Annotated in this window: 23 protein-coding genes; 14 read left to right on the top strand and 9 right to left on the bottom strand. The window is 72.7% G+C overall.

Annotation, left to right across the window (positions count from 1 at the left end; translation table 11 throughout):
* Positions 1-41 precede the first annotated feature (41 nt).
* A complete protein-coding gene (locus BLV02_RS19630; RefSeq protein WP_069109761.1) occupies positions 42-731 on the bottom strand; it encodes a class I SAM-dependent methyltransferase in 690 nt (229 codons plus the stop codon).
* Between the two features lie 11 nt (positions 732-742).
* The gene (locus BLV02_RS19625) at positions 743-1,606 is read right to left on the bottom strand and encodes a helix-turn-helix transcriptional regulator (RefSeq protein WP_069109760.1); all 864 of its coding nucleotides are present in this window, start codon (positions 1,604-1,606) and stop codon (positions 743-745) included.
* A gap of 115 nt (positions 1,607-1,721) precedes the next feature.
* Here BLV02_RS19625 and BLV02_RS19620 point away from each other — a divergent pair, with 115 nt between their 5' ends.
* From BLV02_RS19620 to BLV02_RS19595, 6 genes are all read left to right on the top strand, one after another.
* Positions 1,722-2,477 carry an SDR family oxidoreductase gene (locus BLV02_RS19620; RefSeq protein ID WP_069109759.1) on the top strand — a complete coding sequence of 252 codons (756 nt, stop codon included), beginning with the start codon at positions 1,722-1,724 and terminating at the stop codon, positions 2,475-2,477.
* Between the two features lie 80 nt (positions 2,478-2,557).
* Positions 2,558-3,415 (top strand): nicotianamine synthase family protein, encoded by an 858-nt coding sequence (locus tag BLV02_RS19615; protein ID WP_171906661.1) that lies wholly within the window; start codon positions 2,558-2,560, stop codon positions 3,413-3,415.
* Between the two features lies 1 nt (position 3,416).
* Positions 3,417-4,685, top strand: coding sequence for an ATP-grasp domain-containing protein (locus BLV02_RS19610; protein WP_069109758.1), 1,269 nt, complete (start codon positions 3,417-3,419; stop codon positions 4,683-4,685).
* A gap of 87 nt (positions 4,686-4,772) precedes the next feature.
* A complete protein-coding gene (locus BLV02_RS19605; RefSeq protein ID WP_069109757.1) occupies positions 4,773-5,063 on the top strand; it encodes a hypothetical protein in 291 nt (96 codons plus the stop codon).
* Positions 5,060-7,018, top strand: a complete 1,959-nt coding sequence (locus tag BLV02_RS19600) for an ADP-ribosyltransferase (protein ID WP_069109756.1) — start codon at positions 5,060-5,062, stop codon at positions 7,016-7,018. Before BLV02_RS19605 ends, BLV02_RS19600 begins: the two co-directional genes overlap by 4 nt.
* A complete protein-coding gene (locus BLV02_RS19595; RefSeq protein ID WP_141711410.1) occupies positions 7,015-7,272 on the top strand; it encodes a hypothetical protein in 258 nt (85 codons plus the stop codon). The genes BLV02_RS19600 and BLV02_RS19595 overlap by 4 nt, the downstream gene beginning before the upstream one ends.
* 4 nt (positions 7,273-7,276) lie before the next feature.
* Here BLV02_RS19595 and BLV02_RS19590 read toward each other — a convergent pair whose 3' ends face one another.
* Positions 7,277-8,572 carry an alpha-L-fucosidase gene (locus BLV02_RS19590; protein WP_069109754.1) on the bottom strand — a complete coding sequence of 432 codons (1,296 nt, stop codon included), beginning with the start codon at positions 8,570-8,572 and terminating at the stop codon, positions 7,277-7,279.
* Between the two features lie 139 nt (positions 8,573-8,711).
* On the opposite strand from BLV02_RS19590, the gene BLV02_RS19585 reads away from it, so the two are divergent.
* From BLV02_RS19585 to BLV02_RS36600, 6 genes are all read left to right on the top strand, one after another.
* Positions 8,712-9,500, top strand: coding sequence for an RraA family protein (locus tag BLV02_RS19585; RefSeq protein ID WP_069109753.1), 789 nt, complete (start codon positions 8,712-8,714; stop codon positions 9,498-9,500).
* Positions 9,501-9,560: 60 nt separating this feature from the next.
* Positions 9,561-10,814 (top strand): ABC transporter substrate-binding protein, encoded by a 1,254-nt coding sequence (locus BLV02_RS19580; protein ID WP_069110233.1) that lies wholly within the window; start codon positions 9,561-9,563, stop codon positions 10,812-10,814.
* Positions 10,793-11,761, top strand: a complete 969-nt coding sequence (locus tag BLV02_RS19575) for a carbohydrate ABC transporter permease (RefSeq protein ID WP_216094025.1) — start codon at positions 10,793-10,795, stop codon at positions 11,759-11,761. Before BLV02_RS19580 ends, BLV02_RS19575 begins: the two co-directional genes overlap by 22 nt.
* A gap of 8 nt (positions 11,762-11,769) precedes the next feature.
* Positions 11,770-12,633 carry a carbohydrate ABC transporter permease gene (locus tag BLV02_RS19570; protein ID WP_069109752.1) on the top strand — a complete coding sequence of 288 codons (864 nt, stop codon included), beginning with the start codon at positions 11,770-11,772 and terminating at the stop codon, positions 12,631-12,633.
* A gap of 26 nt (positions 12,634-12,659) precedes the next feature.
* Positions 12,660-16,913 (top strand): Ig-like domain-containing protein, encoded by a 4,254-nt coding sequence (locus BLV02_RS19565; RefSeq protein ID WP_069109751.1) that lies wholly within the window; start codon positions 12,660-12,662, stop codon positions 16,911-16,913.
* A 222-nt stretch (positions 16,914-17,135) separates the two neighbouring features.
* Entirely contained in the window at positions 17,136-17,285 is a 150-nt protein-coding gene (locus tag BLV02_RS36600; RefSeq protein ID WP_171906660.1) for a hypothetical protein, read from the top strand.
* A 15-nt stretch (positions 17,286-17,300) separates the two neighbouring features.
* On the opposite strand, the gene BLV02_RS19560 is transcribed toward BLV02_RS36600, so the two are convergent.
* Both BLV02_RS19560 and BLV02_RS19555 read right to left on the bottom strand, forming a co-directional pair.
* Complete coding sequence (locus tag BLV02_RS19560) at positions 17,301-18,032, bottom strand: GntR family transcriptional regulator (RefSeq protein ID WP_069109750.1); 732 nt, start codon at positions 18,030-18,032, stop codon at positions 17,301-17,303.
* 17 nt (positions 18,033-18,049) lie between these two features.
* The gene (locus BLV02_RS19555) at positions 18,050-18,916 is read right to left on the bottom strand and encodes an amidohydrolase family protein (protein ID WP_069109749.1); all 867 of its coding nucleotides are present in this window, start codon (positions 18,914-18,916) and stop codon (positions 18,050-18,052) included.
* A gap of 68 nt (positions 18,917-18,984) precedes the next feature.
* Between BLV02_RS19555 and BLV02_RS19550 the strand changes: the two genes are divergently transcribed.
* Together BLV02_RS19550 and BLV02_RS19545 are read left to right on the top strand one after the other, a co-directional pair.
* Positions 18,985-20,835, top strand: a complete 1,851-nt coding sequence (locus BLV02_RS19550; RefSeq protein ID WP_069109748.1) for a DUF8034 domain-containing protein — start codon at positions 18,985-18,987, stop codon at positions 20,833-20,835.
* Entirely contained in the window at positions 20,832-21,737 is a 906-nt protein-coding gene (locus tag BLV02_RS19545) for an aldo/keto reductase (protein WP_069109747.1), read from the top strand. The genes BLV02_RS19550 and BLV02_RS19545 overlap by 4 nt, the downstream gene beginning before the upstream one ends.
* Here BLV02_RS19545 and BLV02_RS19540 read toward each other — a convergent pair.
* Genes BLV02_RS19540 through BLV02_RS19525 form a run of 4 tightly spaced genes read right to left on the bottom strand, consistent with a single transcriptional unit; the run spans position 21,704 to position 24,624 of the window.
* Entirely contained in the window at positions 21,704-22,543 is an 840-nt protein-coding gene (locus BLV02_RS19540; RefSeq protein ID WP_069109746.1) for a Nif3-like dinuclear metal center hexameric protein, read from the bottom strand. The two genes, BLV02_RS19545 and BLV02_RS19540, sit on opposite strands and share 34 nt — an antisense overlap.
* 10 nt (positions 22,544-22,553) lie before the next feature.
* A complete protein-coding gene (locus BLV02_RS19535; protein ID WP_069109745.1) occupies positions 22,554-23,132 on the bottom strand; it encodes a DUF998 domain-containing protein in 579 nt (192 codons plus the stop codon).
* Positions 23,123-23,893 carry an ABC transporter permease gene (locus BLV02_RS19530; RefSeq protein WP_069109744.1) on the bottom strand — a complete coding sequence of 257 codons (771 nt, stop codon included), beginning with the start codon at positions 23,891-23,893 and terminating at the stop codon, positions 23,123-23,125. Before BLV02_RS19530 ends, BLV02_RS19535 begins: the two co-directional genes overlap by 10 nt.
* Complete coding sequence (locus tag BLV02_RS19525) at positions 23,890-24,624, bottom strand: ABC transporter ATP-binding protein (protein WP_069109743.1); 735 nt, start codon at positions 24,622-24,624, stop codon at positions 23,890-23,892. Before BLV02_RS19525 ends, BLV02_RS19530 begins: the two co-directional genes overlap by 4 nt.
* Positions 24,625-24,640 lie beyond the last annotated feature (16 nt).

The raw sequence follows: 24,640 nt of genomic DNA, 5'->3' as shown, positions 1-24,640 counted from the left end.
GCCGGGACCGCCAGATCCCTCGCCCATCTGGGTCGCGCGCGTCAGCGCTTGAGGCAGGTGTAGGCGCCGAACAGGCCGGCATCGTCGTACTCGACGTCGGCGAGGTCGAAGCCGGCGTGGTCGAGCATCGGCTCGAGCAGCCAGCGGAACGTGCTGTGCTCGGTGCGGACGTGCTCCGCATAGTCCGCGCCGGTGTAGCCCGCCGACGGGTCGTCGACACCGCCGGCCACCCAGCCGTCCATGACCTGCTCGGTGGTGGCGGACGGGAAGTCGTAGACGAGGTCGCGCAGCCGCAGCACGCCGCCAGGGCGCAGCACGCCGGCGACGCGGTGCAGCGCGACCACCTTCCAGAAGTCGGGCAGCTGGTGCAGCGCATGCCGGGTGTAGACGGCGTCGACGGGCTCGCCCTCGTGGGCGTAGCTGAGGAATCCGGCCTGGACCGGCTCGACGGTGACACCGGCGGCCCGGGCCCGCTCGCCGAGGTACGCCAGCATCGCCGGCGACACGTCGACCGCCACCACCCGGTCGAACGCGGCAGCGGCCGGGACGGCGAACTGGCCGGTGCCGGCGCCGAGGTCGACGACGGACCGCACCCCGTAGGAGGCCAGCACCTCGATGTCGGAGGCGGGGTCGGGGTAGCCCTGCTTGCGGTCGAACCCGGCGACGAAGCCGGGGTCGAGGTGTTCCGGGCCGGCGTGTGCGGTCTCGTCGAGCATCCAGGTCGGGCGCATGGGCCCGATCGTCACACGCGAGGGCGCTGGTCCGCAGCGGGTTTTTCGCCGGCCGGCCGGGTGATCGTACTGCTGAGCAGCGCGATGGCCTGCTCGGACGGACTGCCCGGCTCCGCGTGGTAGGCGACGATGATCTGGCCCGGCGTGCCGTTCACGGCCAGCGACTCGTACCGCAGCGTCAGCTCGCCGACCATCGGATGCCGGAACCGCTTGTGACCCGACGTCTTGAGCCGGACGTCGTGGCGCGCCCACAGCCGGCGGAACTCGTCGCTCTTCAACGACAGCTCGCCGACGAGGTCGGTGAGGCGGGGGTCGTCGAGGTCGGCGCCCGCGGCGGAGCGGAGACTGGCGACGGTGTCGGCGGCGACGGTGTCCCAGTCAGGGAAGACGTCGCGGGTGACGGGGTCGAGGAAGATCGAACGCACCTGGTTGGCACCCGGTTGCTGGCACGAGTTGAGCGCGATGGCCAGCGGGTTGGCCGCGAGCACGTCGAGGTACCGGCCCAGCACGAGCGCCGGTGTGAACGTCCAGCCCTCGATCAGCCGGGCGGCGCCCGGGCTCACCCGCTCGGTTCGCGGCTGCGGCCGGCGCCGCCGGTGCATCGGCCGGGCCAGTTCGCGCAGGTGGGCGACGGCGTCGTCGTCGAGCCCGAGCACCCCGGCCAGGGCCTCGATGACCTGCTCGGACGGGTGCTTGTCGCGGCCCTGCTCGAGGCGCACGTAGTAGTCGGCGCTGACGCCGGCCAGCATCGCGACCTCCTCGCGGCGCAGGCCCGGCACCCGGCGCCGGCCGTAGCCGTCGGGCAGCCCCACGTCGGCGGGCTGGGCCAGCTCGCGCCGCGCCCGCAGGTACTCGCCGAGCCGGTTGTCCGTCACCCTTCGAGGGTAGGCGGGCCGCGTTCGCGGTGGGTGGCCGTGCGACTCCCAGGGTCCGGTCTCCTGGTCGTCGGGCGGTCTGGCTGGCCGGTCACGTGCGCCGGATCGTGGAGCCATGACGACACAGAACACCGACACACTGACCGGCCGCGTCGCGGTGGTCACCGGAGCGACGAGCGGGATCGGCGCGGCCACGGCCCGCCGGCTGGCCGAGGGCGGGGCCGCCGTCGCGGTCTTCGGCCGTCGAGAGGACCGGCTGAAGGCGCTCGCGGACGAGATCGGCGGCCTCGCGGTGCCGGTCGACGTCGGCGACCTCGCCGCCATGACGGCCGCCGCCGGGACCGTCCGCGGCGAGTTGGGCCGGGCCGACCTCGTGGTCGCCAACGCCGGCGTCATGCTGGCCGCGCCGTTCGAGTCCGCCGAGACGCGCGAATGGGACCAGATGATCGCGACGAACGTGAACGGACTGCTCCACACCGGCCGCGTGTTCGCCGACGACCTCATCGCGACGGCGGCCGAGGGCGGGACGGCCGACCTCGTCCACGTCGGCTCGATCGGGTCGCACGGGATCTTCCCCGACTACGCCGTGTACGCCGCGACCAAGGCGGCCGTCGCGCACCTGACGCGGAACCTGCGCGCCGAGCTCGGACCACGTGGCGTCCGGGTGAAGAACATCGAGCCGGGCTTCGTCGGTACCGAGCTCGGTGACGGCATGCTGGACTCCGGCAAGCGCGAGGAGCTATCGCAGTGGCGTGGTGCGATCGAGATCCTGCGTTCGGAGGACATCGCCGAGGCGATCGCCTTCGCCGTCGGGGCGCCGCCGCGGGTCAACGTCGCCGAGCTGATCGTCGTCCCCACCGCGCAGGGCTGAGCTCGTTCGCGGCGACTCCTCATTCGCGCGATTCGGCAGCGCAGCGGCCACCGGCTGTGTCATGATCAGCCGCGATGAACATGAGTCTCACTAGCAACATATTCGGTCAAACCGACCTGACCGACCTCCGCCGGCCGACGGCGCAGGACGTCGCGGCGTCGGTGGGCGACGTGTACCGGGAGCTGGCCGCGCGCGACGACCTGCGGCCGGGGCCGGAGGTCGACGGCCTGTTCGGGCGGCTGGTGCGGCTGGTCCTCACCGCGCCGCCCGAGACGGTGCCGGCGGTCCTCAACGACGTCGAGGTCCAGCGGCTGGCGCCTCGGCTGCGCGCCCTCTGCTCCCAAGGGGAGGGGGAGCTGGAGCACGCCTGGGCGAACCGGATCGTCGCCGGCCGGCCGCCGCGGGAGGAGCTGGCGCGGTTCCCGTACTTCGGCAACTACCGCCAGCTCAGCCGCATGGAGATCGGCATCCTGGCGTCCGCGCTGCCGCGCCGCGTGCGGTCGGTCGCGTTCGTCGGGTCCGGGCCGCTGCCGCTGAGCTCGCTGTACCTCGCCGGCGAGCTGGACGTCGCGGTCGACAACTTCGACCGCGACCCGGTGGCGCTGCACACCGGCGCCGCGGTGTCCGCCGCGCTCGGCTACGGCGAGCTGGGCTTCCACGAGGCGGACGTGCTGGCGGCGGACCTGTCCGGCTACGACGTGGTGGTGCTGGCCGCGCTGGTCGGCGACACGCTCGAGGCGAAGCGGCGGGTGCTGCGGCACCTGGCCGCCACCATGCGCCCCGGCGCCGTACTGCTCGCCCGCAGCGCCCGCGGCCTGCGCACGCTGCTCTACCCGCCGATCGACCGGACCGCGCTCGACGGGTTCGAGCCGCTGACGGAGGTGCACCCGGTGAACGACGTCATCAACTCGGCGATCCTGGCCCGGGCCGGAGGCTGACGTGGCGACGCTGCTCATGGTGGAGAGCTGGGTGCAGTCGACGGGGCTCGCGCTGCCGCCGCTGCTGCGCGAGCTCGGGCACGACTACATCCTCTTCACCCGGGACCCCGGCCTCTACCCGGACGTCGACGGCGAGCGGCACCCGGTGCTGCGCGAGGCCGACGAGGTGATCGTCGTCGACACCAACGACCGGGCCGCCATGACCGGCGCGGTCATCGGCATCGTGTGCCGGCGGCGCATCGACGGCGTGATCACCACCTGCGACTACTACCTCGACGCGGTCGCCGAGCTGGCGAAGATGCTCGGGCTGCCCGGAGCGTCGCCGGACATCGTGCGCCGGGCCGTGCGCAAGGACTCCGTCCGGACGGTGCTCGCCCGGGCCGGACTGCCCGGCCCGCGCTTCGCCGTCGCCGCCACGTGGGACGACGCGCTGGCCGGCGCGGCGGAGCTGGGGTTCCCGCTGGTCGCGAAGCCGGTCGACCTCAACTCCGGCACGTCGGTGCACCTCGTCGACGGCGAGGCGGCGCTGAAGGACGCGTTCCACGAGGTCACCGGTGTCGAGCGGAACACCCGTGACCAGCCGCTGGCGCGCCGGCTGCTGCTCGAGGAGGTCCTGCGCGGTCCCGAGGTCAGCGTCGAGACCGTCACCGCCGCCGGGCGGACGACGGTGCTCGGCATCACCGGCAAGAGCGTCACGCCAGCTTTCGTCGAGGCCGGCCACGTGTTCCCGGCGCCGCTGCCGCCCGCCGTCGCCGCCGAGGTGACCGAGCACGTGCGGGCCGCGCTCTCCGCGCTCGGCATCAGCCACGGCCTGAGCCACACCGAACTGCGCCTGACGCCGTCGGGGCCGCGGATCGTCGAGATCAACCCGCGCCAGGGCGGCGGCTACGTGTTCGACCTCGTCCGCACGGTCACCGGGGTGAGCCCGCTGGCGCTGCTGGTCGGCCTCGCCCTCGGCCCCGCGCCCCAGCCGGAGGTGCGCCCGCGTGGCACGGCGGCGGTCGCGTTCGTGCTGGCGCCGGTCGACGGCATCGTCACCGGCGTCGAGGGCCGCGAGGCGCTGGACCAGAACCCGGCGATCGTCCGCTGGCAGCTGGACGTGCCCGGCCCGGTGCGCCGTCCCCGCGACAACAACGACCGCGTCGGCCACGTGCTCGCCGTCGATCCGGACGGTGACCGCGCCGGCGAGCTGGCCGCGTCCGCCGTCGGCTCGCTCGCCCTGCGCATGGCCGGTGGCGAGGTCGTCACGCCCCAGGCGATCGGCGTCTGAGCAAGCGCTTGCCCCGCGTGCGGGCGGTGATCGTTCGCGTGCCATCATGGCCATCTCGAAACGATCAACCGGGCGGGAGAACTGCCGGTGGCCGACCAGGTGTCCAATCCCTACCGCGCCGCCCTGTGCGCGAGCCGCGACGACGCCCGGCCGGTGTCGGACGATCTCAAGAGCGACCTCGACGCCGCCGTCCGGGCCATGGACAACGGCGCCTGGCAGAGCAGCATCGCCGACACGTTCTACACCGAGCTCACCGGGCACAAGACCACGCTCACCACCGCGGCCGAGGGCGTCATGACCGAGTTCGGCGACGCCATCGAGCACGAGGAGCCGATGGTCGATGCCAACGCCTGGCAGGTGCGCTGGAGGAACGTGTGAGCATCGCCGCCATCGACATCGCCGAGCTGGCCGGGCTCGTCACGGCGCTGGAGAACGCGGCGGAGAACATCGCCACCCGGCGCGGCGACCTCAGCCGCGAGCTGACCGACGTCTACCTGCCCAGCACCGAGCTCAACCGCCTCGACGCCGTCGAGGGGTGGATCGACGACGAGCTGCCCGGCCTGCGGCGCCGGCTGGCCCTGGCGCGGCACATCGAGGCGCAGACCCCGGGGCCGCAGGCGTTCGTCCAACTGGACGAGTCGACCATCCCGACCGCGACGCCGGAGGAGGCCCGCGAGCGCGCCGACCGGGCCGCGGAGCTGCTCGAGGACTACGACGACGGCGACCCGCCGCAAGAGCTGGTCGACCTGCTGGCGGAGAACGCGACCGACCCGTACTTCGCCCACCAGCTCGCGACCCAGGTGTCGCCCGAGGAGGTCGCCGACTTCGTCGTCGGCGCGTCCAGTACCCGGCGTCAGATGGCCGGCGCGACGATGCCTGGCGACGTCGAGGACGTCGAACGGTTCGACGATGCGTACGAGGCGACGCTCGACGGCCTCGGCGCGGCGTACGGCACGGCCACCCAGGGCACCGGTGACCTCGCCCTGCCCGACGACTACGCCGCCTCGTGGTCGTCGGCCATCACCGAGGAGTCCCCGGAGGTGCTCGGCCAGGCCAGCGCGCTGGGCCTGGTCATCTCGCGCGGCACCTTCTCCGCCGACTTCCTCACCACCGTCGCCACCGACGTCTACGAGTACGAGCGGGAGCTCGACGAGGACGACATGTGGTGGAAGCGGGCGCACTCCGAGATGGGCGCCAACGGCTACGGCGCCATCGACCCCGTGCACGGCGACGACGAGGGCGCGCCGACCGGCTACACCGAGTACTACGACCCGCTGGCCGGCATCATGTCCGCGGTCGGGCGCAACCCCGAGGCCGGCCACGCCCTGTTCGGCACCGGGACGTTCACCTACATCGAGGCCGGCGACGAGTCGGGCATGGTCAACGAGTTCCTCGAGTACGTCCTGGCGAAGCGCAAGTGGCCGGTCGACGACGGGGCGGGTGCCGACGCGGCCATCGCGGCGGCCATCACCCCGTACGAGGGCGGCAGCACGATGAGCACCAGCATCGCCGCCGACGCCCACGAGATCCTCACCATCAAGGCCGCCGAGATCGAGGAGAGCCGCGAGGACTCCAACCCGATCTCCGACATCGGCCATCTCATCCTCGACGGCCTCGGCCTGATCCCCATCCTCGGCGAGCCGGTCGACGCCATCAACGCCCTCTGGTACGCGGCCGAGGGCAACGCTGTCGACGCCGGCCTGTCCGCCGCCGGCATGATCCCGTTCATGGGCTGGGGCGCCACCGGCGGCCGGTGGACCCGGCGGGCGCTCAACGCCGACGAGCTCGCCTCGCTGCGCCAGACCGACGGGCTCGACGAGCTGCCCGAGGGCTTCGACGGCATCGCCCGGGCCGACGATCTCCACGTCGACCTCAGCGAGACCGATAGGCTGGCGCTGGACGACTACACCGGGGACGGATACTTCGACATGAACGCCGCGCTACGCAGCCCCGGCGCCGACATCCCCGCCGGCCTGCAGGGACGTATCGATCGCGTCTCCGACGCGCTGGCCAATCTGCCGGCCCACCCGGGCACGACCTACCGCGGCACCGACCTCAACGACAGCCAGCTGGCCAACTACGAGCCCGGCGAGGTCGTCACGGAACGCGGGTTCACGAGCACGAGCACCGACCCCGACGTCGCCGACACCGACTTCGACGGCAACACGTACTTCATCGTCGAGGGCCGTTCCGGCCGCGACGTGGCACCGTACTCCGACGTTTCGCACGAGTCGGAGATCCTCTTCAACACCGGAACGGAGTTCGAGGTCCTCGACAAGGTGTTCGACGAGGACATGGGCAAGTGGGTCATCCGGCTCAGGGAGGCGCCATGACGACAGCAGGGCCCGGCGACGTGTCCCCTGAGGAGCGGGAACGGACGATGGAGGCCATCGCGAAGCTCAAGAGTGAGCTCGCGGCGGCGAAGCGGCGGCCGCGGCGACCAGGCGTGAACGCCGCCAAGTTCCACGGTTCCATCGGTCTCGACGACGACGGCAACCCGCAGGCGCCGCTGACCGCCGCGGAGCGCCGGCGCAAGGAGGAATGGCGGCGGCGCGCCCAGGGCAACAGCGGCTCCGAGCCCGAATGACCGTCTAGAGGAACAGCTCCACCACCGGCACCAGCACGTCCGGGCGGACGGTCGGCAGTCGCAGCGTCAGCGTGCCCGGCGGCTGGCCGCCGGGCGTCGTGTTCCAGGCCTGCTGGCCGGGTGCCAGCCGGATCGTCGCCAGCTCCGACCCGTCGTTCAGCAGCTGCGCGTGGCGCACCCGGTCGGCCATCCCGCGCAGGTGCACGTGCTCGAACGGCCACGCGAACAGGTGGACGTAGAGCCGGTCGCCGCGCTGGGTGAGGACGGCGCCCGGCGGCAGGCCCGGCGCCACGGCCGCCGCGAGGTCCGCCGCGGCCGGTCCGGCGCCGACGACCGAGCGCCCGTGCAGCCGCATCCACCCCGCCAGCGCGTCCAGCGTCGTGACGTCGCGGGCCGGCAGCGCGCCCCGTCCGTCCGGACCCACGTTGAGCAGCAGGTTGCCGCCCTTCGCGACGGTGTCGACCAGCATCCGCACCAGCAGGTCCGGCGTCTTGAACCGGGTGTTGTCGCGGTCGTAGCCCCAGCTGCCGTTCAGCGTCTGGCAGGCCTCCCACACGATCGGCGACCCGTCCGGCGCGCGCATCGGCGAGGCCGGCTGGTACTGCTCCGGCGTGACGAGGTCGCCCGGGATGCCCAGGCGGTCGTTCACGACGATGTCCGGCTGCAGCTCGCGGGCCATGGCCAGCAGTTCGTCGGCGGCCCAGTCCTCCGGGTACTTGCCGCGCACGCCGTCGCGGTCCTCGGCGTAGGTGTAGTCGAAGAACAGGTAGTCGACGCGGCCGTAGCCGGTGAGCAGCTCGCGCACCTGCGCGTGCAGGTAGGCGCGGTAGCGCGCCATGTCGCGGGGCGGGCCCGGCGGGTCGTCGCGGCGAGGGTGCAGATAGTCGACGGTGAAGTCGGGGTGGTGCCAGTCGATGAGGGAGTGGTAGAGCCCGACCCGCAGCCCTTCGGCGCGGGCGGCGTCGGCGAACTCCGCGACGAGGTCGCGCCCGCACGCCGCGGCCGACGTGTAGTCGCTGACGGCGGAGTCCCACAGGCCGAAACCCTCGTGGTGCTTGCTCGTCAGCACGACGTAGCCCATGCCGGCCGCGCGGGCGGCGCGGGCGATGGCGCGGGCGTCGAACAGGTCCGGATCGAACACCTCCGCGTAGCGCTCGTACTCCGCGAGCGGCGTGCGCTCCCGCGACATCACCCACTCGTGCCGGGCGGCCAGTGAGTACAGCCCGAAGTGCACGAACATGCCGAACCGGGCGTGCGTGAACCAGTCCCGGCCGGGGCCCGCGAGTGCCGTCGTCGCCATCGGTTCCTCACTCAATTCAGTAGCCGGCCGGCCATCGTCTCGCGGCCGGGGTCTTGACACGACGGCGGGGACGACGGTTTCCTATCGCTCAATCGATAGACGATAAGTGATCCGCGATCATACTCCGAGAGGACGCCGGATGAACACCGAGCAGGACGGTTATCCGACCGGCCACACCCCCTTGCTCTCCGCCCCGCCCGGGCGGCCGACGCGCGCGGTGGTCGAGGCGTTGTCCGGGGTGAGCGCGGCCACCGCCTGCGCGAAGCTGCACCACCAGGGCGTCACCCGGACGTTCATCGACGGCCCGGCGCCGCTGCACCGCGACGCCGAGATCCGCGTCACCGGCGCCGCCGTCACGCTGCAGTTCATGCCGCAGCGCGAGGACGTGTTCTCCGGCCAGGGGCAGGAGGACGCGGAACGGCGGTCGGCGCTGTGGGCGGTGCTGGAGTCGATCCGCCCCGGCGACGTGCTGGTGGTGTCGGCGCAGGCGGCCCAGCGCACCGGCTGCCTCGGCGACATGCTGGTGCGCTACTTCAAGCTGCGCGGCGGCGCCGGCATCGTCGTCGACGGGCGCATCCGCGACGCCGGCAAGGTGCGCGCACTCGGGGTGCCGGTCTGGTGCACCGGCGTCACCCCGCATTATGCGTCCCAGACCGAGTTGTTCCCGTACGCGTACAACGTGCCGGTCGCGGTCGGCGGGGCGCTGGTGCGCCCCGGCGACCTGGTGATCGCCGACGACGACGGCGCCGTGGTGGTGCCGCCGTCGCATGCCCAGGCGATCGCCGATGACGCACTCGCCCACCAGGACAAGGAGGAGTTCGCCCGCCGGCGCCTCGACGCCGGCGGACGGCTGTCCGACTACTACCCGCTGACCGGCCGGGGCCTGGACGAGTACGTCGCCCACCAGGGCAGCAGCAACGGCCGCTAGGGGTGTCAGACACCCCTTGACCACACCCACCAACGCAACGGAGCGAGCGGAGAGATGACCATGAACAGCAGGCGGCGATTCCTGACGGCCGGAGTGCTGGCCTCGGCGGTGCTGACGGCGTCGGCGTGTGGCGGCGGTGACGACGACGTCGCGGGCGGCGAGGGCGGCGACACCACGCTGCGGATGATCGTCAACATCACCCCCAACCTCACCGAGCAGTTCTGGAACGAGCTGTTCGACAAGTACGAGGCGGAGAACCCCGGCATCACCGTCGAGCTGGAGCTGACCGGGACCATCGAGGCGGAGGCCAAGCTGCAGCAGGACCTCGCCGCGGGCGACCCGCCGGACATCGCGCAGCACGTCATCCCGAACCCGGAGACCGCGGAGCTGTTCGTCGACCTGTCCGGCGAGGACTGGGCCGCCGACACCCCGCTGTTCGAGGACTACGCGATCGACGGCGGGCACTACGTCGTCGGCGTCGGCGAGCAGATCCAGTCGCTGGTGTTCTACAACAAGGCCGCCTTCGACGAGGCCGGCGTCGACGCCACCCAGCTGCAGTCCATCGCGCAGTTCGAGGACGCGATGCGCAAGCTCCAGGCGGCCGGCTACCAGCCGCTGCAGTCGGCCGGCCAGTGGGTCACCGGCGCGCAGTTCACCATGCTGGCCGACGCGGGTGTCCTCACCGACGAGCCGGACTGGGTGGTCGAGCGCAAGAACGGCGAGACGTCCTTCGCCGACAGCGGCTACCTGCGCTACTTCGAGCTGTACGAGTCGTGGCTGAAGGAGGGCTTCCTCACCCAGAGCGCGCTCGGCCTGGAGTACCCGGACGGGCAGGCGGCGTTCCTCGCGGGCGACTCGGCGATGTACATCATGGGCTCGTACTTCGTGCCCGCCGCCGACGAGGCCGGCCTGAGCGACCAGATCGGCGTCTTCCCCGTCCCGGCCGACGGCACGTACCCGCCCGGCCAGTTCGGCAACATGGCCCAGCCGTACACCGTCGTCGAGGCCTCCGACGCCAAGGAGGAGGCGATCGACCTCGTCGAGTGGCTGGTCACCGACGACGAGGCGATCGAGATCCAGCTCGCCGCCGACGGCAACCTGCGCAAGGGCTTCAGCTACGACGTGTCCAGCCTCGGCGAGGGCGTCCAGGCGGTCCTCGACGCCAGCCCGATGGTGATCGTCAAGCAGGGCGAGCGGCAGCCGGTGCACGGCTACGCGGAGGAGCTGAACACGCAGGTCCAGTCCCTGTTCACCGGCTCCTCGGCCGGCGACGTCGCCGCCAACCTGGACTCGTGGTGGGACTCGCAGCGCTGAAGGTGAGCCCGGCGCGGACGGACGACCCGCCCGCGCCGGCTCCCGGTCACCCCGGCACCGCCGCCGTCCGCCGTCGCCGGTGGCGCGACGGCGCGCTCAGCCTCGGCATGCTGGCCCCGGCCGTCGTCGTGTACACGGTGATGACGATCGTCCCGGTCGTCGTCGCGCTGTACCTGAGCCTGACCGACTGGAACGGCTTCTCCGACGCCACGTTCATCGGCGTCGAGAACTACACCCGGCTGTTCGAGGACCCGGGCATCAGCCGGGCCTGGGTGGTCACGTTCGTCGTGGCGGCGTTCGGGTCGGTCGGCATGCTCGGCCTCGGCCTGGCGTACGCGCTGCAGCTGAAGGAGCGGTCGCGGACGAACTCGTTCTTCCGGGCACTGGCCTACTACCCGCACGTCATCAGCGCGCTGATCCTCGGCTTCCTGTGGAGCGCGATCCTCGGCACCAACGGGGCGATCAACATCACGCTGGAGCGGTTCGGGGTCGGGCCGGTCGGGTTCCTGTTCGACGAGACGCTGGCGGTCATCACGCTGGTCGGCGTCATCGTGTGGGCCGGGTTCGGGTTCAACGTCGTGCTGTTCGTCGCGGCGCTGCAGACGGTGCCGCACGACCTCATCGAGGCCGCGCAGATCGACGGCGCGTCGCGGCGGCAGATCAACCGCCGGATCGTCATCCCGATGATCTCGCCGGTCGTGACGGTCGCGATGGTGCTCAACCTGGTCGGGCTGATCAAGGTCTACGACATCGTCGTCAGCCTCACCGACGGCGGTCCGGCCGGGTCCACCGAGACCATCGCGTACGTCATCCTCAGCCGGTCGTTCGCCAGTACCGACGTCGGCTTCGCGACCGCGCAGGCGGTGGCCCTGATGGTGGTGTCCGCTGTCCTGTCCGTGCTGGTGGCCGCCATGCGCAACCGGCAGGACCAGGCCGCGGCGAACTAGGAGCATCCATGGCACTCTCCACGGACCTCGTCCCGGCGGCGCGCCGGCGGCCGCCCGTCACCCGGGTGGCGCTGCTCGCGCTGCTGTTCGTGGTCATGACGATCCCGGCGTACCTGCTGCTGGTGAACAGCTTCAAGTCGCAGCAGGACATCCAGGCCAACCCGTTCGCGATCCCGTTCGCCGGGCTGACGCTGGAGTACCTGGAGGCGGCGGTCACCAGCCCGCAGTACAACGTGCTGCGCAGCTACGGCTTCACCTTGTTCCTGGTGGTCTCCGTCGACATTCTGTGCATCGCGTTCGCCGGGCCGGCCGCCTACGTCATCGCCCGCAGCCTGAAGCGGCGGACGCAGATCCTGCTGCTGTACTTCCTGGCCGGGACGTTCATCCCGTCGGCGGCGCTGATCGTGCCGCTCATCTACGTGCTGCGCTCGATCGGTCTCGGCAACACCGTGACCGGGCTGATCCTGCACGACGTGGCGATGACGCTGCCGGTGAGCATCTTCCTGTTCGTCGGCTTCATCCGCACGATCCCGCGCGACATCGACCACGCCGCCGCGATCGACGGCGCCGGCCGGCTGCGCACGTACTGGCAGATCATCTTCCCGCTCACCCGCCCGGCCGTCGTCACCGTGCTGATCCTCAACTCGATCGGCATCTGGAACGACTTCATCAGCCCGCAGGTGCTGCTCACCCCCGGCTCCGGCAACTACACGGTCACCACCGCGATCTACGCCGGCGTCAGCCAGTACTCCACCGACCTCACCAAGGTCTTCCCGAACCTGCTGCTGGCCATCGCGCCGGTGATCATCTTCTTCGTCTACATGCAACGGCACATCATCAGCGGCCTCACGGTCGGCGCCCTCAAGGGGTGACTCCGAACCCAGAAAGGAACCGCACCATGAAACGCCTCATGCCCATCGTCGTGCTGGCGTGCCTGTTGGTCGCCGGCCTGCAACCGGCCGCCCAGGCCGAGACCGCGGCGGCCGAGCCGGGCGCCGTCCTGTACGTGGCGACCGACGGCGACGACGCCCAGGACGGCTCCGAGTCCGCGCCGCTGGCCACCCTCGAAGGCGCCCGCGACGCGATCCGCGCGCTCAAGGCCGACGGCGGCCTGCCGGCCGGTGGCGTCACCGTCTACCTGCGCGAAGGCACCTACGAGCGGACGGCGTCGTTCCGCCTGGAGGAGCAGGACTCCGGCACCGCCGAGGCGCCGATCGTCTACCGCTCGTTCCCCGGCGAGACGGTGCGGCTCAGCGGCGGCCGGCAGCTCGACCACGACGGCTTCACCGCGGTCACCGACGACGCCGTGCTGGGCCGCATCGTCGACGAGTCCGCCCGCGACGACGTCCTCCAGGTCGACCTCGCCGCGCTCGGCATCACCGACTACGGCGAGACCAGCCGGCACGGGTACTGGAAGGCGAACGACGTCTCCAAGGTGCCGCCGATGGAGCTCTACGTCGGCGGTCAGGGCATGACGCTGGCGCGCTGGCCGAACGAGGGCACCGTCCAGATGAACGAGATCATCGACCCTGGCCCCACCGTCGACGACCCCGACCTGCAGGAGCGCGGCGGCACGTTCAGCTACACCTACGACCGCCCGCAGTACTGGACGCAGGCCGAGGACGTCTGGCTGGACGGCATCTTCGGCTACAGCTGGGAGTGGTCGTACAACGAGATCGAGTCGATCGACCCCCAGGCGAAGACGATCACGCTGCGCTACGGCGAGATGTCCGGCCTGATGAAGTCGTGGTACCCGGACTTCCACTTCGCCGAGAACCTGCTCGAGGAGCTGGACGCGCCCGGCGAGTACTACATCGACCGCGCGACCGGCGTGCTGTACCTCGTGCCGAACGCCGCGTTCCGCACCCGCAGCGGCGACGTCACCGTCACCATGCTGAAGGAGCCGATGGTCCGGACCGAGAACGCGTCCTACATCACCTTCGACGAGCTGGTCATGGAGTACGGCCGGGCCACCGCGGCCACCGTCCTCGGCGGCAGCAACGTCACCTTCGCCCGCAGCGACATCCAGAACTTCACCGACGGCGGCGTCTACATCAACTCGCCCGGCCGCTACGTCTACGACGGCATCCCGAGCGGCTGGGACGGCCGCGACCACGCCGTCGTCTCGTCCGAGCTGCGCCACGTCGGGGGCGTCGGCGTGGTGCTCAACGGCGGCGACGAGGACACCCTGGAGCCGGGCAACAACCGGGTCGAGAACTCGCACATCCACGACTTCGCCTACTACCACAAGGCGTACAACCCGGGCGTGATGTTCGACGGCGTCGGGAACGTGGCCCGCAACAACGAGATCAACGACGCCCCGCATCCGGGCATCATCGTGCACGGCAACGACCACCTGATCGAATACAACGAGATCTACGACATCTGCAAGCAGTTCCAGGACCTCGGCGCCATCTACATGAACGCCGGCGCGACGCCGCACGAACGCGGCACCGTCATCAGGCGCAACTACTTCCACGACACCGGCATCGGCCGGCACGGTGTCGAGGGCGTCTATCCGGACAACCTCACGATGGGCCTCACCATCAGCGAGAACGTCTTCTACCGGATGGGCAACGACGCCATCAAGAGCGGCTCCGGCGACCACATCACCGCCGAGAACAACATCTTCGTCGACACCTTCGTCCCGTACGACAACTACGAGATGTGGATGGGCGACCAGCCGGGCAACAAGGTCGACACCGACTACCGGCCGGCGTGGGAGAAGCTGTTCGCCGAGAACAACGACTTCATCGGCACGCCGTACGGGGAGAAGTACCCCGAGCTGCTGAGCTTCTGGGACGAGAACCACTACTACCCGGAGCACAACTTCTTCGCGAAGAACCTGGTCTGGAACCCGACGATGGAGCGCTCGCCGGACGTCAACCGGCACGGCGCCCGCGACGTCGAGAACCTGATGAACTACGCCGACAACTGGGTCGCCGACCAGAACCCCGGCTTCGTCGACTGGGAGGCCGGCGACTTCCGGCTGACCGACGACGCCGTCGCGTACGACCGCATCCCGGGCTTCGCGCCGGTGGCGTTCGAGGAGATCGGCCCGCAGGGCGTCGTCGGCCTGCCGCACGGCCCGCAGACCGTCCCGCTGGCCGGGCTGTACCTGCCGGGCGACACGTTCACCGTCGAGCTCGGCGCGACCGTGCCGTTCCGGGCCGAGCCGGTGCCGTGGGACGCGACCGAGCAGGAGGTGACGTACACGAGCAGCGACCCGGCGGTCGCGACGGTCTCCGCCACCGGCGAGATCACCGCGCTGGCGCCGGGCGAGACCGTGGTGTCCGTGGCGGCGGTGGCCGACCCGGCGATCCGCGACGAGGCCGTCGTCACCGTCGCCGACGGTGACGGCGTGCTGCACGCGACCGACTTCGAGTCCGGCGGCAACGGCTGGCCGGTCGACGGCAACCGCCCGATCGTCGCCGACGACACCGGCAACCACTGGTATCGCATCCTCAACGGCGCGAACGGCCAGCTGGACCGCGCGTTCTCCGACTACGTGCTCGACTACCGGCTGAAGACGCCGGCCGAGCTGCCGGAAGGCACGGAGCTGATCACGTACGACCGCAACGGCGAGAACGGCAGCGGCTACATCCGCTACCGGCACGCCGCCGACGGCGCGACGTGGACGCTGTACAACGCGCAATGGCAGACGCTGGCCGAGACCGTCCTGCCCGCGGGTGGCGGCCTCCAGCCGGACACCGTCTACGCCGTGCGCGTGGTGGCCCGCGGGCCGTCCGTCGCGGTCGTCGTCGACGGCGCCACGGTGCTCGAGGGCGAGAACCCGGCGCACAGCGCGTCCGGCACGCTCGGGTTCTACGTGGCGGGCGCGGCGCACATCGACGTCGACGACGTCACCATCTCGCTGGTGCCGACCGACGTCACCGGCATCGAGGTGAGTCCCGCGGAACTGACGCTCGAGCCCGGTGAGAGCCGCGCCGTCAGCGCGTCCGTCAGTCCGCCCGACGCCACCAACCGGCGGGTCGACTGGACCTCGTCCGCGCCGGAGGTGGCGACGGTCGACGCCGACGGCACGGTGCGCGGCGTGGCGCCCGGCATCGCGACGATCACCGCGACGTCGCGGGCCAACCCGGAGCTGAGCGCGACGGTCGCCGTCACGGTCGGCGCGGCCTCGCACCCGGTGATCGAGCTCGGCGGGCAACTGTCCGACGCCGCGAACTGGCCGGCCTCCGACGCCGTCGACTTCGACGAGGGCACCGTCCGGATCTCCGCCAACGGCGTGTACGGCTACCAGGCCGAACGGTTCGGCAGCGGCCTGCTCCGCTTCACCGCGTCGATCGGCGAGTTCGCCGGCGGCTGGTACGGGTTCGCCGTCCGCTCCGACCGGCCCGGCGACCCGACCTGGGTCAACGCCAACAAGGGCTACCTGGTGGTCGTCAAGGAGGACCAGATCGAGTTCCAGAGCTGGAAGCCCGGCCAGACGATGATCGACGTCATCCCGAACACCTCCATCAAGGCCGGCCAGGAGCACGACGTCGAGTTCGGCGCCGTGGCCGTCGACGGCGGCACCCGGCTGGTGCTGCGGGTGGACGGCGCGACGGTGTGGAGCGGGCTGGACCGCGATGCGGCCAACCCGATCGCCGCCGACGGCTACCTGAACGTGTACCACTACGCGGGCGGCGACAACGCGATCCGGCTGCGCCCGTCGGAGGGGTCCGCCGTCGTCACCGGCATCGCGCCGATCGAGGGCACCGGGTACCAGACCCAGTACCGCGTCGGCGCGGACCTGAACGTCGACGGGCTCGCGGTCTCGGCTTCGTGGAGCGACGGCACCACCACCGTCGTGCCGGTGACGGCGGACATGGTGAGCGGGTTCGACAGCTCCGCCGTGACCTCGTCGCTGCCGCTGACCATCGCCTACGAGGGCGCCACGACGACCGTCGCGGTGTCCGTCCAGCACCGGACCGACCCCGTGCACCAGGTCAGCTTCGACTCCGCGGGCGGCAGCTCGGTCGGCGCGCGCACCGTCAAGGCGGGGACGGCGCTGCGGATGCTGCCGCTGCCCAAGCGGGACGGGTACCGGTTCGAGGGCTGGTTCACCGCGGCCGGGGTCCCGGTCACGGTGGAGACCCGCGTGTACGGCCCGCTCGCGGTCGTCGCGCACTGGACGCCCCTGGGGTGACGGGGTTCCGCAGCCGGGGCCGGGCGTTCGCGCCCGGCCCCGCCGGCGCCAGCGGCCGCAGTCGACGAACTGCGCGGCGCCGACGGTGCTGGTCGGCAGGGTGCGCGACCCCCTTTGCAATGAGCACCTCTACGCATCGGCGGTGCGGTGATGCGTAGAGGTGCTCATTGCAAAAGGCACCGCACTGGCCCCGGCCGGCACGCATCGGCTCACGTACGCCCCATGCGCCGCCACGACCCGCAGTCCCAGGAGGACGGCTTCCAGCTGCTGCTGCCCCACGCGGCCGATCACGGCCTGCGCTGCTGGCTGCTCGGCACCAAGCCGGCCCGCGACCACCTCTGGCGAGCGCGGGCCGACGGGCTGATCGGCTGAGGCGTGGACCCGCGCTCAGTCGGCGGGGGTGCGCTTGGCCCGGGTGGAGCGGCGGTCGGGGACCGGGCCCCGGCCGGCGGCGTGTTCGGCGAACGCCTGGCCGGCGGCCTTCGGGTCGCCCTCGCGCAGCAGCGCGACCAGCCGGCCGTGTTCGTCGGCCATGGCCTGCCAGTCGCCGTCGAAGAGCGGGTCGGCGATGGCGCGCAGCGTGCGCAGGCTGGGCTCGAGGACGCCCCACATGCGGGTGAGGAACGGGTTGCCGGCGGCCTCGCCGACGGTGGCGTGGAAGGTGATGTCGGCGTCGCGGAACCGGCCGAGGTCGCCGCGGGCGACGGCGTCCCGCATCTCGCGCACGAGGTCGTCGAGCCGGGACAGCTCGGCGGCCGTGATGGCGGTGGCGGCCAGCTCGCCGGCCAGCCGCTCCAGCGGCTCGCGCACCTGGCGCGCGTGCTCGACGTCGCGTTCGGACACCTCGGCGACGAAGTTGCCGCGGCGCGGGATGTGCTCGAGGACGCCCTCGCGGGCCAGCCGCTTGACGGCCTCGCGGACCGGCGCCTGGCTCACCCCGAGCCGACGCGCGATCTCGGACTCGACGACGCGCTCGCCCGGCTGGAGGTCGCCGTCGATGAGCGCGGTGCGCAGGAGGTCGTACACCTGATCCGACAGCAGCGCCGGGCGCAGGCGGTCCTTGCCGGCGAGGGACGACGCGAAGCCGCCCTCGGGCTGGGTGGTGCCACGCACTGCCATGCCGTCCCCATCAATCATCACGAGTGAGCTCCGTCCATCGTGCCATTTCCGTAGACCCGCAGGGCCGTTCCGCGCCGCACCATCGTCGCGGCGCCGGCGGGCAGGTGATCGAGCGCCCGGGCGGCGGCCGCGAGCGAGTCGGCGCGGGAGCCGGCGGGCAGGCAGATCGGCCAGTCCGAGCCGATCATGCACCGTTCCGGCCCGGCCGCGTCCAGCGCCGCCGCCACCAACGCGTCGACGTCGGCCGCCGGGGCGCCGGACTGCTGCGTCAGCAGCCCGGAGATCTTCACGACGACGCCGGGCTGGTGCCGGACGGCGTCGAGGTCGCGCAACCAGGCGCCGGGGTCGGCCCGAGCGACGTTCGGCGGGTTGCCCAGGTGGTCGAGGACGACCACCAGGCCGGGGTGGCGCCCGGCCAGCTCGGCCGCCGTCCGGACGGCGCCGGCGTGCAGGTTCAGCTCCAGCACGACCCCGTGATCGGCGAGGACGGGGAGCAGCGCCGCGACGCCCGGCGGGACGTCGGCCCACGAGGCACCACCGGCGCGCAGGCCGGCGGGCGCGCCGGCGCCCCAGCGGCGCAACAGTGCGGCGAACCGGCGCGGCGTCCGGTCGGCGTAGCAGTGCAGGTTGCCGACGTAGCCGGCGACGAGGTCCGGACGGCGCCGGGCCGCCGCCCGCAGCGTCGCCGTCTCGCCGGTGTCGCCACGGGACGCCTCGACCAGCACCGACCCGGCGACGTCGAGGCCGTCGCCCGCCGCCGAGAGGTCGGCGAGCGTGAACGCGCGGTGGTGCGGTGAACCGGGACGGATCCAGGGAAAGCCGCGCGCGGGGTCCCACACGTGCACGTGGGCGTCCACGATGGCCGTCTTGACAGGGGTGTGCACCGGACCACAGTATGACGCAATCGGTTATCGATCAAAGATAATCGCCACGATTGCTTGTGAGGTGTGCCGTGCTCGTGTCGTCCCGCCGGCCGGCCGAGGTCCCCGAGTGGGCCCGGCTGCAGCGCTCGCTGTTCGCCCAGCAGGACAAGGCGTGGCGGACGTTCGCCGACCGCTACACCGCCGCCGACGGCCGGTTGGTCTTCGCCGGCACGCTCGGCGAGGGCTCCGACGACCGCGACGGCGTGGACGACTTCTACGAGGCGTTCTTCAACTGGCCGATGCTGTACCTGCTCGGCGGCAGCGACGACCTGCTGGCGGCGTCCGAGCGGCACTGGGACGGCGTCACCGCGCAGCTGACCGAGATGGGCATGCTGGTCGACGGGTACGAGCGCGGCTACGACTGGTTCCACCAGGGCGAGAGCCTGCTGTTCTTCTACGCCCGCTGCCTGGCCCGGCCGGGCGGGGCGCGCACCGAGCAGGCCCGCCGGTTCGCCGACCTCTACCTGCCGGGCGGCCCGAACTACGACCCCGAGCACCGGATCATCCGCGCGCCGCACAACGGCGCGGGCGGCCCGCGCTGGGGGTTCGGCGACCACGAGGTGGCGTTCCCGTGGAGCCTGCCGCTGCGGCCGTACGGGCTGCCGCTGGACTGGCTCGGCTACGACTCGTTCGACGAGTTGGTGGCCGACCCCGCGAAGGCGCGCGCCTACGGCCGCGAGATGTGGGACCGCATGGGCCGCGGCGACACCTTCGCGAATGTCCTCTCGACCAGCCTGGCCGTGCACGCCTGGCTGCTCACCGGCGAGCAGCGCTACGCCGACTGGGTGGCCGAGTACGTCGGCGCCTGGCGCGACCGCTGGGCCGGCGGCCCGGTCGTCCCCGACAACACGGGGCTGAGCGGGCGGGTCGGCGAGTACCTGGGCGGACGGTGGTACGGCGGCCACTACGGCTGGTCCTGGCCGCACGGGCTGCAGTCGATGGCCTGCGCGGCCGTGGTCGCGGGCACCAACGCGGCGTTCGTCACCGGCGACGACGGCTTCCTCGACCTCGCCCGCAACCCGTTCGACGTCGCCCTGGAGCAGGCCGAGCAGCGCCGCCCGGACGACGTCGGCTCCGTCACGGATCGGTGGACGAAGCACCTCGCCGGGCGGGGCGACCGGCCGACGCTGATGGTGCCGCACCGCCGCGGCGACGCCGGCTGGTTCGACTGGAACGTGCCGCCGACGCAGTACCTGATCTGGCTGTGGCACTTCGGCCGCGCCGACGAGGACCGGCGCCGCGTCGACGCGCTGCGGGCCGGCGCCTCGTGGGACTGGACCGCCGTCCACGACCAGCGGACGAAGGAGGAGAACGGCCACGAGGAGCCGTGGTTCGAGTACCTCGCCGGCCGCAACCCCCGCTATCCGGAGCGGGCCCTGCGCAGCGCCCTCGCGACCAGCGAGCAGCGGCTCGACGACATCGCCCGCGACGACACCGACCCGGCGGCCGGGCCGTCGGCGCTGGACATCCACCTCTGGCAGCACCGCAACCCGGTCGTCACCGAGATCCTGCTGCAGCTCACCACCGGCACGCCGCAGGTGCTCTACAACGGCTCGCCGGCACACCTGCACCTGCGCTGGTTCCACGGCGACGGCGTGCGGCCCGGCCTGCCCGACGACGTCGCCGCGCTGGTGTCGTCGATCGACCCGGACCGCACCGTCGCCGAGCTGGTCAACACCGGCGACCGGCCGCGGACGCTGGTCGTGCAGGGCGGCTCGTTCGCCGAGCACCGCATCAGCACCGCCGCGCTCGACGACGGCCCGGCCGAGGACGTCGGCGGGCCGCGGGTGACGGTGCGGCTGGAGCCGCGCGCGCAGGCCCGGCTCACGCTGGCGCTGGAGCTGCGCGCCGCGACGCCGACGCTGGTGAGCGGCGCGTGACGGTCGCGCTGCCGCGCCTGGGCATCGGCACCGCGGCGTTCGGCGGGCTGTTCACGCCGGTCGCGGAGGCCGACGCGCTGGACGCGGTGCGGGTCGCGGCCGAGCTGGGCGTCGGCTACTTCGACACCGCGCCGCGCTACGGGCACGGGCTGGCCGAGACGCGGCTAGCCCGCGGGCTGCGCGAGACCGGCGCCGAGGCGGTCGTGTCGACGAAGGTCGGCTGGCTGCTGCGCGACGGCGACGCCGTCGAGCCGGACTGGACCGAGCGCGGCATCCGCGCGTCGCTGGAGTCCAGCCTGGAGCGGCTCGGGCGCGACCACGTCGACATCGCGTTCATCCACGACCCGGACGACGCCGCCGACGAGGTCCGGCGCACGGCCTTCCCGGCGCTGCGGCGGCTGCGCGACGAGGGCGTGGTGCGGGCCATCGGGTTCGGCATGAACCACGCCGATCCGCTGGCCGCGCTGGTCCGCGAGTTCGACGCCGATACCGTGCTGATCGCCGGCCGGTTCACCCTGCTCGACCACCGGGCTCTGGGCTCGCTGCTGCCGGCGTGTGCGGACACCGCGACGCAGGTGGTCGTCGGCGGCGTGTTCAACACCGGCCTGCTGGCCTCGCCGTCCGCGGCCGCGAAGTACGACTACCGGCCGGTCGGCGACGACGTGCTGGCGCGGGCGCTGCGCTGCCAGGAGCTCTGCGCGCGGTACGACGTGCCGCTGGCCGCGGCCGCCGTGCAGTTCCCGCTGCTGCACCCGGCGGTCGGGACGGTGCTGGTGGGCTGCCGGTCCGGCGCCGAGGTGGCCGCGAACGTCGCGGCGGGCGGGCACGAGATCCCGGCCGCGCTGTGGGCGGAGCTGGCCGCCGCCGGCTACGTCCCGGAGGACCTGCTCGCCGCGGTGTAGGCGTCCGGCGTCTCGACGAAGCGGACGGCGACGTCCGGGAGCAGCGCCGCCAGCCAGTCGGCGAAGAACCGCATACCGGCCTGCTCGGACGGGATGTGCCCGGCGACGACCAGCCCCGCGGGCGACCCGCCGCGCCGAGCCAGCCACGCCGCGTCGGTGGCGTACGACCCGGTTTCCCACTCGTGCGCCTCGCCGATGACGACGGCGTCGACGTCGTCGCGGCGCAGCAGCGAGCGGTTGCGGGCGAAGCCGCGGTTGCCGAGGTCGAGTCCGACCCGGGTGACCGGCAGCCCGGGGTCGCCGACGAACCGCGCGGCCCGCGCCCCGAGCGCCGTCGCGACGTGCGCCGCCAGCGCGCCGAGCGTCGTCGGCGCGACGGTGCACAGCGCGACGCCCGCGGCGGCCGGCCCCGGGTCCAGCGTCCAGCCCAGGGCCCGCGCGACGCCGTCGTCGACGCCGTCGGGACGGCGCCGGTGCCAGCCGTCGTGGTAGTGGCAGACGACCAGCCCGTGCTCGTCGACGAAGGCCCGTTTGGCGAGGTAGACGGGGTCCTGCTCGGCCTCGAGGTCGTCGTTCGCGGCGCCGAGGTGGTCGTAGAACGGCGCCTCGTGGGTGATGACGACGTTCGCGCCGGCGGCCGCGGCCCGCTCCAGCACGTCGAGCGTCGCCAGCGTCGTGACCGCCACCCCCGCCACGACGGTGCCGGGGTCGCCCGCCACGACGCCGTCGACGGTGGTCGGCCGGGGCAGTGCGCCGTCGGCCGCCGCGATGCGAGCGAGCAGGGCGGCGGCGGTCAGCGTCGTCACGGCACTCAACCTAGGCCGCCGCGAACAGCACCGCCAGCCACGTCCATCCGACGACGATGGTCAGCCGCTGCCACAGCCCGGTCCGCGCGTCGTCGGCCTCCCAGCCGATCCCGAACCGGGCGAACAGCAGCCCGCTGGCCAGCGCCGTCGCGACGGAGTACCAGCGCAGCCAGCCGTCCGGCCCGATCACCGCGGTCAGCACGGCGGTCACGGGCAGCCCGAGGAACAGCAGCGCGCCGGTGTTGTCGTGCCAGCGGTGCGCCCGGCTGTACCGTTCCGGCGTCGACGACGGCGTGCCGGGCGGGTAGCCGCGCATCGGGTCCATCGCCCAGACGCCCGACGCGGCCAGCGCCAGCCCCAGCACGGCCACCGCGGCCGCGATCCACGGGAACTCCGCCCATAGGCCGGCCGCTCCGACGAGGAACCCGGCGCCCCCTACGAGGAAGTTCGTCGTCTGCACCCAGCCGCGCCGCCCCAGCGCCAGCGCGCTGACCGGGTGGTACAGCGGCCGGTAGCCCGGCCGCCGCCACCCGTCGACGGTGAACACGACGATGAACAGGGCCGCCGCGGCCGACCCGATCAGTCCCACCGGAACGCCACCGCCGCCACCGTCACGCCCACCACCGTCGCGACGGCCAGCGCGATCAGGTGCGCCGGGTCGACCGGCGTGCCCGCCCAGGCGTCGGAGAGCGCCTCGACGGACGCACCGAACGGCAGCGCCTCGCCGACCCGGGCCAGGCCGGAGGGCAGCCCGTCGGTGCCGCCGAACAGCCCGCCCAGCGCGCCGAGCGCGAAGAAGCCGACCAGCCCGATCGCGACCGCCGAGTTCGGCGTCGGCGCCACGGCCGCGACGATCATCCCGGCGGCGTACATCGCCGCGATCGCCAGCGCCACCACGCCGAGCGCGGCCCAGCCGTTCACCGGCGGCCGCGCCCCGAACGCGAGCAGCGCCACCCCGAACGCGATGCCGATGCCGATCACCGCCTGCACCAGGCTCACGATCAGCTGCGCGGCCAGCACCATCGCCGGCGACGCGGGGGTGACGGCGAGCCGGCGCAGGATGCCGGAGCGGCGGTAGTAGGCGAGGAAGCTGGGCATGTTCACGATGCCGATGGTCGCCAGCACGATCGTGAAGACCAGCGGCAGCACGTGCACGTCCAGCGCGGACCGGCCGTTCGCGACCGGTTCGTCCGACGCCGACGACGCGTTCATGACCAGGATCAGCAGCGGCAGCCCGATCGGCACCACCAGTCCGGCGGTGTCGCGCACCACCATCTTGGCCTCGCAGATCGTCAGGGCGAGCCAGGCGGCCGGGCCCGGCCTGCGGGCGGTGATCGCCGCGGTGCTCATGCGGCGTCCTCCTCGTACTCGGGCTCGCGGCCGGTCAGCGCGACGAACGCGTCCTCCAGCGTCGCGGCGCAGGCGCGGTCGACGATCCCGGCCGGGGTGTCCAGGGCGATCACCCGGCCGGCGTCGAGCAGCGCGACCCGGTCGCAGAGCCGCTCGACCTCGTCCATCGCGTGGCTGACCAGCACGACCGTCTCGTCGCGCAGGCTCTCGACCGCCGACCACATGCGCCGCCGGGCGCGCGGGTCCAGGCCGGTCGTCAGCTCGTCCAGGATCACCACCTTCGGCCGCCCGGCCAGCGCCAGCGCGATGGACAGCCGCTGCTGCTGGCCGCCGGACAGCTTCTCGAACCGGGTCCGGTGCTGCTCGCGCAGGTCGACCAGGTCCAGCAGCTCGTCGGCCGGCCGCGGGTCGGGGTAGAAGGTGCGGTAGAGGCCGACCAGCTCGGCGACGGTCAGCGCCCCGTGCAGGTACGACTGCTGCAGCTGCACGCCGAGCACCTGGCTCAGCGCGGCCCGGTCGCGGCGCGGGTCCAGCCCCAGCACGCTGACGCTGCCGCGGTCCGGCACCCGCAGCCCGGCGATCATCTCGACGGTCGTGGTCTTGCCCGCGCCGTTCGCTCCCAGGACGCCCAGCACCTCGCCCGGCTCGACGCGCAGGCTGATGTCGTCGACGGCGACGGTGTCGCCGTACCGCTTGTGCACGTGGTCGACGACGATGGTGGATTCGCTCATGCCTCGACGCTAGGAA

Source organism: Jiangella alba, from assembly GCF_900106035.1.
In the GTDB taxonomy this organism is placed as follows: domain Bacteria; phylum Actinomycetota; class Actinomycetes; order Jiangellales; family Jiangellaceae; genus Jiangella; species Jiangella alba.
The sequence above is the reverse complement of the archived record's forward strand: the minus strand, read 5'-3'. Positions and strand labels throughout refer to the sequence as shown.

Excerpts from the sequence above, each read along its gene's own strand:
- BLV02_RS19630 (WP_069109761.1), bottom strand. The coding sequence starts at position 731 with ATGCGCCCGACCTGGATGCTCGACGAGACCGCACACGCCGGCCCGGAA.
- BLV02_RS19620 (WP_069109759.1), top strand. The coding sequence starts at position 1,722 with ATGACGACACAGAACACCGACACACTGACCGGCCGCGTCGCGGTGGTC.
- BLV02_RS19615 (WP_171906661.1), top strand. The coding sequence starts at position 2,558 with ATGAGTCTCACTAGCAACATATTCGGTCAAACCGACCTGACCGACCTC.
- BLV02_RS19595 (WP_141711410.1), top strand. The coding sequence starts at position 7,015 with ATGACGACAGCAGGGCCCGGCGACGTGTCCCCTGAGGAGCGGGAACGG.
- BLV02_RS19590 (WP_069109754.1), bottom strand. The coding sequence starts at position 8,572 with ATGGCGACGACGGCACTCGCGGGCCCCGGCCGGGACTGGTTCACGCAC.
- BLV02_RS19585 (WP_069109753.1), top strand. The coding sequence starts at position 8,712 with ATGAACACCGAGCAGGACGGTTATCCGACCGGCCACACCCCCTTGCTC.
- BLV02_RS19580 (WP_069110233.1), top strand. The coding sequence starts at position 9,561 with ATGAACAGCAGGCGGCGATTCCTGACGGCCGGAGTGCTGGCCTCGGCG.
- BLV02_RS19570 (WP_069109752.1), top strand. The coding sequence starts at position 11,770 with ATGGCACTCTCCACGGACCTCGTCCCGGCGGCGCGCCGGCGGCCGCCC.
- BLV02_RS19565 (WP_069109751.1), top strand. The coding sequence starts at position 12,660 with ATGAAACGCCTCATGCCCATCGTCGTGCTGGCGTGCCTGTTGGTCGCC.
- BLV02_RS36600 (WP_171906660.1), top strand. The coding sequence starts at position 17,136 with ATGCGCCGCCACGACCCGCAGTCCCAGGAGGACGGCTTCCAGCTGCTG.
- BLV02_RS19560 (WP_069109750.1), bottom strand. The coding sequence starts at position 18,032 with ATGGCAGTGCGTGGCACCACCCAGCCCGAGGGCGGCTTCGCGTCGTCC.
- BLV02_RS19530 (WP_069109744.1), bottom strand. The coding sequence starts at position 23,893 with ATGAGCACCGCGGCGATCACCGCCCGCAGGCCGGGCCCGGCCGCCTGG.
- BLV02_RS19525 (WP_069109743.1), bottom strand. The coding sequence starts at position 24,624 with ATGAGCGAATCCACCATCGTCGTCGACCACGTGCACAAGCGGTACGGC.